This window comes from Bradyrhizobium sp. SZCCHNR1098 (assembly GCF_032489375.1).
GTDB lineage: Bacteria > Pseudomonadota > Alphaproteobacteria > Rhizobiales > Xanthobacteraceae > Bradyrhizobium.
This window is the reverse complement of sequence record NZ_JAUEXY010000008.1, coordinates 282,598-296,814: the sequence shown is the minus strand read 5'-3', so window position 1 is coordinate 296,814 and position 14,217 is coordinate 282,598. Positions and strand designations below refer to the sequence as shown.

The window sequence follows — 14,217 nt, the reverse complement described above, 5'->3', positions numbered from 1 at the left end:
GCTGGAACGATGCACGAAACGGCCGTACTGTGCGGCCATTCATTTTGTGACTTGGTCAAGGTGAGATGATGATGCGCAATGCGTTTCCCCGACTTCGGCTGGCGCCTGGTGTGACGAAGCTCGCGATCGGCGCGCTCGTCGTTGCCGGTGCTCTGCTGACGCGGCCTGCGCTCGCGGCTGAGCCGACCGCGGCCGGTCTGTGGCAGAAGGTCGAGGATGGCAGGCCCGTCGGCTGGTTCCTCTTCATCGACCACGACGGCGTGTTCGAGGGCGTGATCGCCAAGACGTTTCCGCGCCCCGGCGACAATCCGAACGAGGTCTGTTCGAAGTGCAGCGATGACCGCAAGAATGCGCCGGTGCTCGGTATCTCCTTCGTGCGCGACATGAAGCGCGAGGGCCTGAAATACGAAGGCGGCAACGTGCTCAATCCGCGCGACGGCAACATCTGGAAGGCCAATATGCGGGTCAGTCCGGACGGGCAGACGCTGATCCTGCACGGCTATCTCGGCATCTCGCTGTTTGGCAAGGACGAGACCTGGACCCGTCTTCCAGATACCAACATGGCCCAGATCGACCCCGCGATCCTCGCCAAATATCTGCCGGCCCAGGCGACCACGGCAACCGGCCCCGCGACCAAGCAGGCGCCGCCGCCGATGATGAAGAAGCCGGCGCCGACTAAGTAGTTCGCCGCCGAACTGCAGCTTGGTGGTCGTTGTTAAGCGACACACCATCGTGATCTCGCGGCGCATGGCGTCCGAGTTTTCAAGCTGAACGCGACCCTCTCGAGCGAGAGGGCGCAGGGAATGCCGGGTGAGGGCCTCACCCATGGCCCGCCTGCTAAAAAAATGCAGGCGGCAGGAACCACAGGTAAAGCCGATCAACCGGCATTCCCTGCGCGATGTTTGACGGCTTATACGTCCTCTCCCCGGGGACCGGCTGTCTTGCCCCCGTCACGAGCGGATCATCACCAACGCTCGCTTGGCATCAGCATCGGGATGCCAGGACCCTACGACTTCACCGTGCGCCGCCGCTCGTTCGTCGGCATGATCGGATCACGCTGCGACCGGTGGCGCCCACCGCGTCCCGCACTCCACGTTCGTGACGACCGCGAACCGCCCCTCTCATGAGCACGGGATGCGTCTAGAGAACACGATTTCTGTAAAAAAGAAACAGAAGATTTTGTCCCGAGGGGCCGGACGGAATGATCGACCTGCAATGGCAGGCGAATTTCGTTTTTGCGCGCAGGCCTTTTCGGTGCGATCAGCGTCCGCCGCTCGCTATTGGGACCCGACGTCGTGCCCGTCGGGCGAATCATCTTCTATCACAGTCGGTGGCGTGCTCGACGCGAGCACGCACCTCCGCTGCCGGATATGAGTGCTCGCGACCGTGCTCTATCGTCTGGTCGTCTTCTTTATCCTCCGTACCCGAAATCACGGCCGAGACTCCTGGGTCCGATTGCTCGCGGTCTTACAAAATCATCTTAGCCCATTAGACCGATAGTCCCGAAAGTAACCCGGGAAGCTCTGATGTAGACCTGAATAATCGCAACAAGATCGTACTGGCTGGCAGTGGGGCGTAGTAGTCGGTCGGTTTCGACAGAAAGTCTCGTAACTAGAGCGTCGTCCTGAAGTAAACAGAATACCAAATCGGACGGGCCCATGACCGAGAAGCGTCCAGATTGAGCCGGAGGAGGTACGGACAGAGCATCGAGCAGAGTCTTCAAACGATTGTCGATGTCTCCTCCGTCTCCAATCAATTGACCTGGTGATTGACGGCGAAGAAAGAGAACTTCCAGTTCACACTGTAGATCGTTACGTTTGGATACGATCGGAGCGAAGATCGTGTTGCCTCTCTGTTCGAAGATTGCATAGCTTTTTTCATTTTCGTCTGGATGCTTCAACCACTCGCGGGATTCCTCAGCAAGAGGGAGGAACGTCCAAAGAGCTCGCAATTGCGGAGCCAAAGAAAGTCTAATGCCATGTACTATGTCAGCTGAGGTTTGCTGTCGCGGCGGGATCTCGCCTTCGAAAACCAATCGAAACTTCATGTCCTTTTGTTCCGGATAATTGAACTCTAAGATCGGCTGGGCTTGCTGTAGCTCCCACCGTGGGCATTCGTCAGCTCCATTTGAGCGAAGCTGCTAAATTGCCGGATCAACAAATAGTCTGAATAGCACAGTTTAGAGTTGTAAACGAAATGATCGTCGGTGGTTTGTTCGCAAGTCTGAAGCGCGCAGCGTACCATTGCGGCACCCGCGGGGAGGCCGCAGCCGAGACGTTCCCGGCGACCTGATGCCGGGGCCGCTATTGCCTGACGACTCCCGCCGGCGGCAGCGGCTGGCTCGTGACGTTGGGCTCGGCCGCATCGAGGTTGAGCACCTCTGCTGCGGCCGGAAACGCGGCATCGGCCATGGCGGCGTGGCCCTCGGCGGTCGGATGCACGGCGCCGCCGTAGACGGCCGAGAGCACGCCCCAGCTCGCATCGTGGATGTCGGAAGGCTGCATCGCCGCGGGCAGCCCTTGCGGATAGGTCATCGCCGAGAAGTAGCTGTCATTGGCGTCGCGGATCCAGCGCGCGCGCGGCAAATAGGGGCGATATTCGCTGGCGCCGCGGCCGCACAGCAGCGGCTCGTTGGCGGCGCTGACGATGTTCGGATCGAAGCTGGCGCCGTCGGCCGAAAAGCATTCGCGGTCGAACGGCGGATCCTGCGTCGAGCGGGCGCAGAAGCCGTGATCGGCAAACGCGGCCTGATGAGCATCGACGAAGGTCATGCGGTCGGCCTGCGGATCGCGGCACAGAACTCCCGCGGTGCATTGCGCCAGCCCGCGCAGCGACGGCAGGAACTCGTTCTCGACGAAGCCCGCGACCTTGGCGAGCCGCTGCGGATTGGCGTTGAACGACGGGTGGACCTCGAAGCCGGCCGGGCCGCCGGGGCAGGGCGTGCCGGCACGGCTCAGCGCCGGATTGCCGTAGGAGGTGTAGATGACGTGCGAGAGGTCGCCGACCAGCGGCTTCAGCGCCTCGCGCAGCTTGGCAAAGCCCTGCGGCAGGTCGCTCGCCAGCTCGCTGCGCGATTCCTCCACCGAGCCGATCACGCCGGAGCGCTTGAACAGGGTGCGCTCGGTCGGCGTGTCGACGATGACGTCGGCGACGAGGCCGGAGAAGTTGATGTCGTTGGCGCCGATCGACAGCAGAATCAGGTCGAGCTTGCGGTCCGGCTGGCGGCGCTTGGCCGCGGTCAGCGCCTCGCGGAGTTCGCCGAGCTGGCCGTTGACGCCGCCGGCGCAGGTCGCGACCGAGCGGCCGGGCGTGCATTCGCGCGCGCGCTGGCTGCCGAACAGGCCGTCGGCGATGGTGGCGCCGGTGCAGGCGAGCGGCAGGTAGGTGACCGCGACGTGCGGATAGCGCACCGCGAGCGCCAGCGCCGTGCGGGTCTGGTAGCTGTAGAGCGAGCGGTGGCAGGCAGCGTTGAGCCAGACCGCGCTGTATTTCTGCCAGTTCTGTAGCGTGTCCGGCGCCTCGCAGGCGCGGCCGCCTTTGAAGCCGGCGCGGCTCGGCCGATAATATTGCGCGGTCGGGCCGCCGAGATAGGAGCGGAAGCAGAAGCCGTCGTCGGCGAGCGCGATCGGGCGGTCCGGATTGCCCTCGCCGGAGGCGATGCTGTCGCCGAGGCCGGCGATCAGGACGTCGCGGACCTGGATTCCGGTCGAGACCTGCCGCGTGCCTTCGGGACTGGCGATATCGACGGATGCCACGGTCTGGCGGCCGTAGCGGACGCGCAAATTGACCGGCTCGGCGCAGTCGAAGGTCGAGGTCTGCGGCCCGTCGCCGTCGTCGAACGACCAGGCACAGGTGGCGCCGACCGGCACCGGGCCGGTCAGGCGCACGGTGACCGGATGGTCGAGGGGTGTGAGATAGCTTTCCTTGACGTTGTCGCGCGTGCACGGCTCGTTGACGCGGCCGGCGAGGTCGATGCAGAGCCGGTTGACGACGTTGCGGGCCCAGCCGCGGCCGTCGCTCTGCACTCCCAGCGCCTGCTCGGCGGCGAGGATGGAGCGGTCGCGCGTGCTCTCGGTATGCAGCAGGAAGTCGCGCTCCTCGCGGAAGAGACGGAAGCGGTTGCGCACCTCCCAGCTGATCTGCAGCGGCGCTGCGCCGAACTGCGCGGCCGCCTCGGTGGCGGCGAGAGGGGCGAGCAGGCTGGCCAGGACGCAGGCGGCGAGCAGCGGACGAGGGGGCATTCGGGTCATGCGCAAGGATTCACGTCAGCGATGGGGCGGAAATAAGAGGACCGCACGCGAGTTCAACCGGTCGAGGGTCGAACCGTCGCGCCGTCCGCGAGAGAATTGCTGCTCAGCGCTGGGAGTGGCGCTTGATGCGCTGGGGAACCGCGGCAGGGGCCGTGGCGGCGGCGCGCTTGGCGGCGACCTCGTCCTCGCAGGCGGCGTTCAGCCGGCGCCGCTCCTGCCACGGCTTGACGACGTTCATCCAGAGCTCCCTGATGCCCATGATCGAGATCGCGATGGCGAAGGGGATCACGAAATAGAGCACGCGGAAGACGAGCAGGGTGGCCAAGAGCTGCTCGCGGCCGAACTGCGGCAGCGCCACCAGCATGGCGGCATCGAACACGCCGATGCTGCCAGGCGCATGGCTGGCAAAGCCGAGCAGGGTGGCGAGGATGAACACCACCGACAGCGACAGGAAGTCGATCGGAGGATCGGCGGGGACGAGCAGGTACATCGCCAGCGCGCAGAAGCCGAGGTCGACGACGCCGATCAGGATCTGCACCAGCGTGAGCTGCGCGGAAGGCAGCACCACCTTCCAGCCGTTCTGGCCGAGCTGCCGGCGGTTCTTGCCGGCGGTCAGCCAGCCGAGATAGGCGAAGATCGCGCCGAGGATGCCGATCGCGATCAACTGGTTCATCGCCGGGGGCAACTGGTCCATCGCGGTGGCGGCCGCCGGATGCAGGGTCATGCCGATGCCGAGCACGAACAGGTTGCCGAGCCAGAAGGTCAGGCCCGACAGGAAGCAGATCTTGGCGACGTCGATCGCGGACAGGCCGTAGTCCGAATAGATCCGGAACCGGATCGCGCCCCCGGTGAAGACGGTGGCGCCGATGTTGTGGCCGATCGAATAGCTGGTGAAGGCGCTCATCGCTGCGATGCGATAGGGGACGTGTTTCTTGCCAATCGTTCGCAGTGCAAAATAGTCATAGAAGGTCAGCGTGCAGAACGCGCCGATCACACACAAGGCCGCGAGCGCGATGTGACCGAGCGGGATTTCGGTGAGCGCCGTCAGGATGACGCCGGCATCGACGCCCTTGAGCGTGCGCACGAGCGTCGTGATCGCGAAGGCGATGATCGCAAGGCTCGCTGCAATCCCCAGCCGCTTCCAGCCGATCCATTTCTTGAAGCCACGCGAGAGCGTGGTCAGCAGGCGCTGCATTCATCCTCCCGGCGGGGCGGTACTAGTTTTTGGAAAAGAGGCGAAACCATTGGTCGATGGAGGCGGGCAATTCGTGACAGCCTGTTCCTTATGCTAAAATGCGCGCCTTGTGCAGTCCTTGACACAGCTCAGCTCCGACCCATGCGGCGCGGGTCTGTCACACTTCAGTCACATGGCTGGCGGCCGCCTCAGTTCGGTCCAATTGGTTACGCGCGCGGTTCACGAGCAAACCTGGCCCTCTGCGACCGGTTCCGGCCGGCAGGGCCGGTTGCGCCGGAACAACCGCCGTGGCCGCCGGTTAGCGCCCCGCGGGCACAGCGAACATGGCGACGATCGGTCGGGGAGGGACCTGCCATGTTCCCGAACCAAGAGGACATGAGGCAAATGGGACTGTTCACCAAGGACATCAAGACGATGAACGATCTGTTCGTTCATCAGCTGCAGGACATCTATTACGCCGAGAACCAGCTCGTCAAAGCGCTGCCAAAGATGGCGGACAAGGCGACGGATCGGAAGCTCAAGCAGGGTTTTCTGACCCATCTCGATGAGACGAAGACGCATGTGACGCGTCTCGAGCAGGTGTTCAAGATGCACGGCATCGCGGCCAAGGCGGTCGACTGTCCGGCGATCGACGGCATCATCGAGGAGGCCGAGGAGGTCGCGGGCGAGGTCGCCGACAAGGCCGTGCTGGACGCAGCGCTGATCAACGCCGCCCAGGCGGCCGAGCACTACGAGATCACGCGCTACGGCAGCCTGATCGCCTGGGCCAAGCAGCTCGGCCGCAGCGACTGCGCCGCCGTGCTGCAGAAGACGCTCGACGAGGAGAAGGCGACCGACATGAAGCTGACCAAGCTCGCCGAGAGCGGCGTCAACCTGCGCGCCGCAAGCTGATCGCGTCATCAGTCGATGAGACAAAACGCCGCGCGGACATCCCGCGCGGCGTCGTCGCATCCGGATGCCGCGCGTCAGCTCTTGCGCAACGCGAAATTGGCGCCGCAGAACGCCATCAGGGCGCCGAGGCAGAGCGCGGCGAGGCCGGCCAGCACCCCTGAGGCCGACGGCACCGGGCTCGGGCCGGAGATCGCCTGGCCGATGCCGGCCAGCATCAGTACGCCGACCACGACCAGAAAGTTGCGCATCCGCTGCGGGATCTCGCCCGACACCGCGCTGTGCATGATGTTGGCGATGAAATAGCCCGAGGAGAAGCCGACAGTGGCGATCAGCCACCAGGCGATCGCCGACCCGGCCGGCATGAAGGCGCCGCTCTCGGTCTGCCACAGGCCGCCGAGATCGAGCCCGTAGCGGGCGCCGAGCATGTGCACGGCCAGCGCCAGCAGCACGCCGGCGGCCATCGCTCCGGCCAGGATCAGGTGGCGCGGAAAATAGATCGTTTCGCTCATGCTCCGTTTGTAGGATAAGGCGCGCGCCACGCGCAACAGGACCGATCCATTTCCCAGGACATCACCACAGAAGGCCATGACGCGATCCGCTACGCCTACAAGGCGTCGTTGATCGGCGCCGCGCAGCAGTTCGAGCTCACGGGGCAGGGCCTGTCGTGGCGGTTCGCCGGCCGCACCGGCCTGTGGCCGTACGCCGACATCGCCGCGATCCGGCTGTCCTACCGGCCGGTGTCGATGCAGGCGAGGCGTTTTCGTGCCGACATCACCCATCGCGATGGCCGCAGGCTGAGCATCATCTCGACTTCCTGGCAGACGGCGGCGCTGATGGCGCCGCAGAGCGAGGCCTATCGTGCTTTCATCCTCGGCCTGCATGCGCGGCTCGCCTCGAGCGGCAGCAACGCGCGGCTCACGGCCGGCCTCGGCCGCTTCACATATGGCGCGGCGCTCGCCGCGATTGCGCTGTTCGCGGTGGCGATGACCGGGCTTCTGGTGCGTGCGCTCGTCATCGCCGAATGGTCGGGAGCGTTGTTCCTGATCGGCTTCGCCGCGCTGTTCGCCTGGTATGTCGGCGGCTTCATCACCCGCAACAGGCCGCGCAGCTACACGTTCACGGATATTCCCGGCTCGCTGCTGCCGTGATCACGCGGCGTCATCGCCGGTCATCGAATGTGAGCGCGCGACAGCGCCGCGTCATGCCAGGATGAGCCGACGTTGGGAGAAGAACGATGCAGGATCGCGCGCTGCGCAGACCGGATGACGCCGAGATCGCCGCGGTCAACGCGCGGCATTTCGCCGATACGCCGCTGCGGCCGGCCGATCTCCTGTTCGTGTTCGGGACCCGCGTCGACGAGGAGCTGCGTGCCGAGACGGCGGTGAAGCTGTGGCAGCAGGGCTACTTTCGCCACGCCATCGTCAGCGGCGGGATCACGCCGGGCGCTGATCTTTCGGAGTGTACGCTGATCAAGGCCGCCATGGTGAGGCGCGGCATTCCGGCCGAGCGCATCCTCGAAGAGCACCACGCCACGAATACCGGCGAGAACGTCGCGCTCGCGCTGCCGGTGATCGACGCCGCGCTCGGCCTCGCCAATGTCGGCAGCGTGATCTGTCTCGGCAACAGCTGGACCGCGCGGCGCTACGCGATGACCCTGCAGCGGCACTGGCCCGAAGTCGAGAAGATGCTGCTGACGGTCGATAGCTTCGGCGTACCGCGGCAGTTGTGGCACACCCATCCGGAGTTCCGCCGCCGCGTGCTGAGCGAATGGGACAAGATCGAACCTTATAAGGCGAAGGGCTTCATCGCGGAGTGGCCGTGATCGACTCGGCGCGTGCTCGCCCTTCGATGACAACAGCGTCCATCGGGTCTCATGGCAGACTTTGGTGGTCATTCCAGATGGGGCATCTGGCCCCTGCGACGGAGTTTCCATGAACCAAGGTGCAGGCCGTATTGTCGCCCACTACGAGCACCATGCGCTGTCGTGGGACGCCGACCGCCGCGCGGCTGCCTGGACTGACAAGCCTCCCATCGAACGCTTCCTTGCGCTTCTTCGACCGGGCGCGGCCGTGCTCGATCTGGGCTGCGGGGGCGGTGCGCCCGTCGCAGCGCACATTTCCGGACAGGGGTTTTCCGTCACCGGCGTGGACAGCTCGCCGACGATGATCGCACTTTGCCGAACGAGGATGCCGGATCAGGAATGGATCGTCGCCGACATGCGGTCGTTGACCTTAGGTCGGCGGTTTGACGGCGTGCTGGCCTGGGACAGCTTCTTCCATCTTGGGCACGATGACCAGCGACGAATGTTTCCAATCTTCGCGGCCTGCACGGCTTCGGGCGGCATTCTGATGTTCAACGCAGGCCCCGCACATGGTGAAGCCATCGGGTGCTATCGCGGCGATCCGCTTTATCATGCGTCTCTCGATCCATCCGAGTACGCGGCGCTGCTTCGCGACAATGGTTTCGAATGGATCGCACATTCGGTTGGCGAGCCAGCGAACGGCGAGCGTAGCTTCTGGCTTGCTCGCGCGGCTGAGGCTGGTCCGACCGTCTGACTCACGGCTCGGTCAAAGCGGTCCGACATGCGAAGATGCGGTGATCTGCCGCCTCACGGCCTCACCACCAGCACCGAGCACTTGGCATAGCGCACCACGTGCCCCGCGTTGCTGCCGAGGAAGTAGGTGCGCATCGCCGGGCGGTGCGAGGTCATCACGATCAGGTCGGCGTTGACCTTGGCCGCCTCCTCGAGGATCTCGTGATAGATGCCGCCCTGGCGTACCGTGTAGCTGATGCGCTCGGCCGGGATGCCGGATTCGCGCGCCACGATCGACAGCGCTTCCTCGGCGGTCTCGCGCTGCTGCGCATCGAAATCGGCCGGGACGTATTCGGCGAGCATCACCGGCGTCATCGGCATCACGTTGAGCAGATGCACCGTGCCGCTCCAGGTCTGCGCCAGCGTGGCCGCGGTGGCGATGGCCGGCTTGGCGAGGTCGGTGTCGGCCAGATCGATCGGCACCAGAATCGAGTTGAACATCGAAGGTCCTCCTCTCTCTCCGCCGGCATTACGCGCCGGCCCCGACCTGCCTGTCAATCGACCGAGCCGTGCTTGAGCAGTTTCGGCGTGATGAACATCAGCAGGTTGCCGCGGGCGAAGCTCACATCGCCCCAATCGTCGGTGTCGAAATCGAGCACCGCGAGTCCCGCGGTCGGCATGTTGCGCATCAGCTCGTGGCGGGCCTCGGAATCGCCCTCGCCGGTCAGAGCCAGCGCCAGCTCGTGCATGCCGGGATTGTGCCCGACGAGCAGGAGCTGCTTCGGATCGTGCGCTGCCGCAAGGCGGATATGATACAGGATCTGCATCGGCTCGGCGCCGTAGAGCTCGGGAACGGACTCGACCTGCGGGGCCGGGACACGGTCCTTCATCGCCGCAAGCGCGAGGTCCCAGGTCTGCTGCGCCCGAACCGCGGTCGAGACCAGCACCAGCTCCGGCACCGGCGGGTGGCTGGCGATGAAATCGCCGATCATGGCGGCATCCTGGTGCCCGCGCTCGTCGAGACGGCGGTCCTGGTCGCGGCCGGTCGGCGCGTCAGTCTCGGTCTTGGCGTGGCGCAGCAGCATCAATCGGCGCATGGAATTCCGTCTCGAATCGTTCAGGCTGGGTCAGCCTCTACCACGTCTCTTTATCGCCATTAAAAGCGTCATGACGTCCGGCGCAGGGTTCGCTAAGAAAACGCCATGAGCGAGACTTCCACAAGCATGAACGATGACGCCGATGCCGCAGGTGCACACGGCCGCACCAGGTTGAATTTCGACCTCGATGTCGACGTCTGCGTCGTCGGGGCGGGATTGGCCGGCTTGACGGTGGCGTTGTGCGCGGCCCGGCAGGGGGCGAGCGTCGCGGTGCTGGAAGGTCGCCAAGTCGGATGGAACGCATCCGGTCACATGATCGGCACGGTCATGCCCGGGTTCGACCTGCCGCTGCCGGATCTGATCGAGCGCGTCGGGCTCGCGCATGCGCGGGCGCTGTGGGCGTTGTCCTGGTCCGGCGCCGAATTCATCCGCGCCCAGGCCACCGAGGCTGCGATGCCGGGCATCGGGCTCAGCGAAGGCGCGCTCGAAGTCTCCAATGTCGACGCCGGCGACGCCTTGATCCGCCGCCTGCAGATGCTGCACGAGGATTTCGACACCGAGGTTGAGGGCTGGCAGGTCGAGCGCGTCAGGACCAAGCTCAAGACCGACCGCTACTTCCATGGCGTCCATTACCCCCGGGCGTTCCAGCTCGATGGCCGGAAGTATGTTCATGCCCTGGCGCGGCTTGCGCACAGGGCCGGGGCGCGGATCTTCGAGGATACGCCGGTGGTCAGCATCGATGCGTCAGGCGTGCGCAAGCGCATCGTGACGCCGTCGGCGCGGATGCGGGCCTCGCATATCGTGCTGGCCGGCAACATCCATCTCGGCGCGCCGCTGCAGAAGCTGTCCGATACGCTGTTGCCGGTGTGGCGCTATGGTGGCGTCACCGCGCCGCTCGGCGAGCGGCTCGCCGAGGCGGTCGCCTTCCAGGGATCGGTCAGCGATACCGACGGCATCGATCATTTTCGCATCGTCGACGGTGACCGGCTGATGTGGGCGAGCCCGGAGACGACCTGGGACGCCCGGCCCAGCGGATTTGCCGCGGCGTTGCAGCGCCGGATCCGGACGGTGTTCCCGCAGCTCGGCCGCGTCGAGATCGCCGAGACCTTCGGCGGCGTGACCGGCCAGACCGTGCATGGCATGCCGCAGATCGGCCAGCTTCGCAAAGGGCTGTGGGTCGCGAGCGGCTTCGGCCGGCAGGGGCTCAACACCTCGGCGATGGCCGGGCAGCTGATCGCGCAGGCGATCCTCGCCGGCGACGACCGCTGGAAGCTGTTCTCGCCGTTCGAGCTGGTCTGGGCCGGCGGCGTCAGCGGCCGGGTCGCCGGCCACGTGGTCAATCTCTGGATCCGCGGCCGCGCCGCCGCGGCCGGGACGCTGGCGCGGCACCGCGAGCGCGTACGCGCGCAGGAGCGTGTGCGCGAGATCAGGGCGGCCGAAGCGCGGCGCCGGGCAGCCGAGCGTCCCGGCGCGCGGCTGCCGTTGCGGCCGCAGCCATCCGATCTGAACCGCCATCCCGATGCCGGGGAGGGCTGACCCCTCGCAAGAAAGTGAGCCGTCGCGCCGGCGCCTGACGTAACTTCGCGGGATCCCATCCGTAGATCCGGTAACCCATCGCCGCACGGAGACGTCCATGATCGACCGCCGTCTGATGTTTACCACCGCCGCCGGCCTGTTCGGCTTCGCTGCCCTGCGCTGGCTCGGCGGTTCCGCGCCGGCCCGCGCCGCCGAGAAGTTCGAGATCGAGAAGACCGAGGCCGAGTGGCGCGCGCAATTGACGCCGCAGCAATACGAGATCCTGCGCGAGGAGGGCACCGAGCGGCCCTGGACCAGCCCGCTGCTGAAGGAGCATCGAAAGGGCACCTTCGCCTGCGCCGGCTGCGACCTGCCGCTGTTCTCCTCCGACACCAAGTTCGACAGCGGCACCGGCTGGCCGAGCTTCTTCAAGCCGCTCGACAATGCCGTGGCGACCCGCCAGGACAAGACCTACGGCATGGTCCGCACCGAGGTGCATTGCCGCCGCTGCGGCGGCCATCTCGGCCACGTGTTCGACGACGGCCCCAAGCCGACCGGCCTGCGCTACTGCATGGACGGGCTGTCGCTCACGTTCCATCCGGCAAATCCGTCATCGACCTGACAGGAATTTGCGCCCGGATTGTCCGGCCCGTCCGTTCAAGGCTCAGATGGGGGTCTTCAGGACGCGCCGGCAGCCGCGACGAGCGGTCGAGCCGGAGCGCGATTTGGCGCGTCCGGCCCGGCAAGAACTGCCGGCTCGGCAATTGTTCACCAGTTTTGACGCCGCTCTTTTTACGTTGCTACTTTCCAACCTGCTGATTTCACAGCATTTTCACGTCTGGCACAGCGATTGCGACAGCTCTTCACGAAACGCGGTGCGGGCCGACCCGCCACCGGCATCACAGTGGAGAGATTGGTATGGGTATCTTCGACGCGATGAACACTTCGGTGAGCGGTCTGTCCGCTCAATCATTCGCGCTGCAGAACATTTCCGGTAACATCGCGAACGCGTCGACCGTCGGCTACAAGGGCATCGGCACCAGCTTCGAAGACCTCATCCCGAACGCCACCAACCCTACGCGCCAGAATGCCGGCGGCGTCACCGCCTTCGCCAAGGCCACCATCACCACCCAGGGCACCGTCTCGACGTCCTCCGTCGCCACCAACATGGCGATCAACGGCGATGGCTTCTTCAACGTGCAGAAGGCCTCCTCGGTCGTCGACAACGTGCCGGTCTTCACCGGCGTCACCAACTACACCCGCCGCGGCGACTTCCAGCTCAACGCCAACGGCAACCTGATCAACGGCGCCGGCTATTACCTGATGGGCGTCGCGGTCGATCCGAAGACCGGCAACGCCACCGGCAACGTGCCGACCGTGCTGCAGTTCGCCAACAACTTCGTGCCGGCGCAGGCGACCACCGCGATCCAGTACGCCGCCAACCTGCCGACGCAGCCGAAGACCGCAGCGAGCGGCAATGCTGCGACCGGCACGCTGGTCGCGGCCGGCGGCCTCAACTCGGCCGATCTCTCCAACGTGCCGCTGCCGGTCGGCACCAACTTCTATGCCGACTCCACCGTGACCGGCGCCACCGCCATGAACAAGGTCCCGGCGCAGATCACGACCTCGACATTGTTGAGCGGAGCCAGCGGCGACTCGATCTCGAGCAACTTCACCGCCGGCGACACCATCACCCTGACCGGCAGCGCCGGCGACGTCGTCACCTTCACCTTCGTCGCCTCCGGCGCCTCGGGTACCCAGATCAATGTCGGCGACTCCGTCGGCACGCTGTTGGCGAAGATCGCGACCGTCACCGGCGTGCAGCCGACCATCACCGCCGGCAAGATCACGCTGCATTCCGGCAGCGGCGAGGACTGGAACTTGAGCAGTGCCTCCCCAGGTTTCACCGCGCTCGGCCTCACGTCACCCGTGGCGCTGACGCGCACGTCGAGTCCCGGCACCGGCATCGTGATCGGCAACGATCTCACCAACTTCAACAACGAGACGATCTCGGGCGGCGCGGTCACGGCCTACAACTCGTCGGGCACGCCGGTGAACGTGCAGCTGCGCTGGGGCAAGGTCGACAGCTCAACGCTCGGCACGGGCCACAAGGACACCTGGAACCTGTTCTACCAGACCGACTCGAACGCGACCGGCTCGACGGTGGCGTGGCAGAACGTCGGCACCAACTTCCAGTTCGCCTCCGACGGCTCGCTGGTGTCGCCGACGACCTCCAACATCTCCATTCCCAACGTCGTGGTCGACGGCACCACGCTCGGCACCGTCAGCCTCAACATCTCCTCGGGCGCGCTGACGCAATATGCGAGCACGATCGGCTCGGCGACCATCAACCAGATCAATCAGAACGGCTTCGCCGCCGGCCAGCTGCAGTCGGTCGCCGTCAACAACAGCGGCGTCGTCACCGGCACCTTCTCCAACGGCCAGACCATCAACCTGGCGCAGGTCACGCTGTCGCACTTCAACGGCACCAACTACCTGAAGGCGCTCGACGGCGGCGCCTATGAGGCGACCGACCAGTCCGGCCAGGCCATCATCGGCGCGACCGGCAAGATCTCGGGCGGCTCGCTGGAAGGCTCCAACACCGACATCGCCGACGAGTTCACCAAGCTGATCGTGACCCAGCAGGCCTATTCGGCCAACACCAAGGTGATCACGACGGCCAATTCGATGGTGCAGGATCTTCTGAACGTGCTGCGCTGATCGCGCTGAGACGTG

The 14,217-nt window shown here is 65.5% G+C and carries 14 protein-coding genes; 8 read left to right on the top strand and 6 right to left on the bottom strand.

Annotated elements, in window-relative coordinates; genetic code table 11:
- Window positions 1-71: 71 nt before the first annotated feature.
- Window positions 72-683 carry a DUF2147 domain-containing protein gene (locus QX135_RS19220; protein ID WP_315738816.1) on the top strand — a complete coding sequence of 204 codons (612 nt, stop codon included), beginning with the start codon at window positions 72-74 and terminating at the stop codon, window positions 681-683.
- A gap of 797 nt (window positions 684-1,480) precedes the next feature.
- Here QX135_RS19220 and QX135_RS19215 read toward each other — a convergent pair.
- The 3 genes from QX135_RS19215 to QX135_RS19205 form a co-directional block, all read right to left on the bottom strand.
- A complete protein-coding gene (locus QX135_RS19215) occupies window positions 1,481-2,047 on the bottom strand; it encodes a hypothetical protein (protein ID WP_316234214.1) in 567 nt (188 codons plus the stop codon).
- Between the two features lie 256 nt (window positions 2,048-2,303).
- Complete coding sequence (locus tag QX135_RS19210) at window positions 2,304-4,250, bottom strand: hypothetical protein (RefSeq protein ID WP_316234213.1); 1,947 nt, start codon at window positions 4,248-4,250, stop codon at window positions 2,304-2,306.
- Between the two features lie 103 nt (window positions 4,251-4,353).
- Window positions 4,354-5,445 carry a YbhN family protein gene (locus tag QX135_RS19205; protein WP_315758329.1) on the bottom strand — a complete coding sequence of 364 codons (1,092 nt, stop codon included), beginning with the start codon at window positions 5,443-5,445 and terminating at the stop codon, window positions 4,354-4,356.
- A 384-nt stretch (window positions 5,446-5,829) separates the two neighbouring features.
- On the opposite strand from QX135_RS19205, the gene QX135_RS19200 reads away from it, so the two are divergent.
- Entirely contained in the window at window positions 5,830-6,336 is a 507-nt protein-coding gene (locus tag QX135_RS19200) for a ferritin-like domain-containing protein (protein ID WP_315758328.1), read from the top strand.
- Between the two features lie 74 nt (window positions 6,337-6,410).
- Here QX135_RS19200 and QX135_RS19195 read toward each other — a convergent pair whose 3' ends face one another.
- Window positions 6,411-6,845 carry a hypothetical protein gene (locus QX135_RS19195; RefSeq protein WP_315738812.1) on the bottom strand — a complete coding sequence of 145 codons (435 nt, stop codon included), beginning with the start codon at window positions 6,843-6,845 and terminating at the stop codon, window positions 6,411-6,413.
- A gap of 108 nt (window positions 6,846-6,953) precedes the next feature.
- Between QX135_RS19195 and QX135_RS19190 the strand changes: the two genes are divergently transcribed.
- The 3 genes from QX135_RS19190 to QX135_RS19180 all read left to right on the top strand — a co-directional run bounded on the left by QX135_RS19190 (window position 6,954) and on the right by QX135_RS19180 (window position 8,891).
- On the top strand, window positions 6,954-7,484 hold the full coding sequence (locus QX135_RS19190; protein ID WP_316179098.1) for a hypothetical protein: 531 nt from the start codon (window positions 6,954-6,956) through the stop codon (window positions 7,482-7,484).
- Between the two features lie 86 nt (window positions 7,485-7,570).
- The gene (locus QX135_RS19185) at window positions 7,571-8,158 is read left to right on the top strand and encodes a YdcF family protein (protein ID WP_316179100.1); all 588 of its coding nucleotides are present in this window, start codon (window positions 7,571-7,573) and stop codon (window positions 8,156-8,158) included.
- A 109-nt stretch (window positions 8,159-8,267) separates the two neighbouring features.
- Window positions 8,268-8,891 carry a class I SAM-dependent methyltransferase gene (locus tag QX135_RS19180; protein ID WP_316179101.1) on the top strand — a complete coding sequence of 208 codons (624 nt, stop codon included), beginning with the start codon at window positions 8,268-8,270 and terminating at the stop codon, window positions 8,889-8,891.
- A 53-nt stretch (window positions 8,892-8,944) separates the two neighbouring features.
- Here the strand turns inward: QX135_RS19180 and QX135_RS19175 are convergent, their stop codons facing one another.
- Together QX135_RS19175 and QX135_RS19170 are read right to left on the bottom strand one after the other, a co-directional pair.
- Complete coding sequence (locus QX135_RS19175; RefSeq protein WP_315712676.1) at window positions 8,945-9,370, bottom strand: universal stress protein; 426 nt, start codon at window positions 9,368-9,370, stop codon at window positions 8,945-8,947.
- 53 nt (window positions 9,371-9,423) lie between these two features.
- Window positions 9,424-9,966 (bottom strand): histidine phosphatase family protein, encoded by a 543-nt coding sequence (locus QX135_RS19170; RefSeq protein WP_316179103.1) that lies wholly within the window; start codon window positions 9,964-9,966, stop codon window positions 9,424-9,426.
- 105 nt (window positions 9,967-10,071) lie between these two features.
- Between QX135_RS19170 and QX135_RS19165 the strand changes: the two genes are divergently transcribed.
- The 3 genes from QX135_RS19165 (at window position 10,072) to QX135_RS19155 (ending at window position 14,202) form a co-directional block, all read left to right on the top strand.
- Entirely contained in the window at window positions 10,072-11,502 is a 1,431-nt protein-coding gene (locus QX135_RS19165; RefSeq protein ID WP_316179105.1) for an FAD-binding oxidoreductase, read from the top strand.
- Window positions 11,503-11,599: 97 nt separating this feature from the next.
- Window positions 11,600-12,103: a peptide-methionine (R)-S-oxide reductase MsrB gene (gene msrB / locus QX135_RS19160; RefSeq protein ID WP_315813886.1), complete on the top strand. Its 504-nt coding sequence runs from the start codon at window positions 11,600-11,602 to the stop codon at window positions 12,101-12,103.
- A 296-nt stretch (window positions 12,104-12,399) separates the two neighbouring features.
- Entirely contained in the window at window positions 12,400-14,202 is a 1,803-nt protein-coding gene (locus QX135_RS19155; protein ID WP_315798879.1) for a flagellar hook-basal body complex protein, read from the top strand.
- The last annotated feature ends 15 nt before the right edge of the window (window positions 14,203-14,217 follow it).

Excerpts from the sequence above, each read along its gene's own strand:
- QX135_RS19220 (WP_315738816.1), top strand. The coding sequence starts at position 72 with ATGCGCAATGCGTTTCCCCGACTTCGGCTGGCGCCTGGTGTGACGAAG.
- QX135_RS19215 (WP_316234214.1), bottom strand. The coding sequence starts at position 2,047 with ATGAAGTTTCGATTGGTTTTCGAAGGCGAGATCCCGCCGCGACAGCAA.
- QX135_RS19210 (WP_316234213.1), bottom strand. The coding sequence starts at position 4,250 with ATGACCCGAATGCCCCCTCGTCCGCTGCTCGCCGCCTGCGTCCTGGCC.
- QX135_RS19205 (WP_315758329.1), bottom strand. The coding sequence starts at position 5,445 with ATGCAGCGCCTGCTGACCACGCTCTCGCGTGGCTTCAAGAAATGGATC.
- QX135_RS19200 (WP_315758328.1), top strand. The coding sequence starts at position 5,830 with ATGGGACTGTTCACCAAGGACATCAAGACGATGAACGATCTGTTCGTT.
- QX135_RS19195 (WP_315738812.1), bottom strand. The coding sequence starts at position 6,845 with ATGAGCGAAACGATCTATTTTCCGCGCCACCTGATCCTGGCCGGAGCG.
- QX135_RS19185 (WP_316179100.1), top strand. The coding sequence starts at position 7,571 with ATGCAGGATCGCGCGCTGCGCAGACCGGATGACGCCGAGATCGCCGCG.
- QX135_RS19180 (WP_316179101.1), top strand. The coding sequence starts at position 8,268 with ATGAACCAAGGTGCAGGCCGTATTGTCGCCCACTACGAGCACCATGCG.
- QX135_RS19175 (WP_315712676.1), bottom strand. The coding sequence starts at position 9,370 with ATGTTCAACTCGATTCTGGTGCCGATCGATCTGGCCGACACCGACCTC.
- QX135_RS19170 (WP_316179103.1), bottom strand. The coding sequence starts at position 9,966 with ATGCGCCGATTGATGCTGCTGCGCCACGCCAAGACCGAGACTGACGCG.
- QX135_RS19165 (WP_316179105.1), top strand. The coding sequence starts at position 10,072 with ATGAGCGAGACTTCCACAAGCATGAACGATGACGCCGATGCCGCAGGT.
- msrB (WP_315813886.1), top strand. The coding sequence starts at position 11,600 with ATGATCGACCGCCGTCTGATGTTTACCACCGCCGCCGGCCTGTTCGGC.
- QX135_RS19155 (WP_315798879.1), top strand. The coding sequence starts at position 12,400 with ATGGGTATCTTCGACGCGATGAACACTTCGGTGAGCGGTCTGTCCGCT.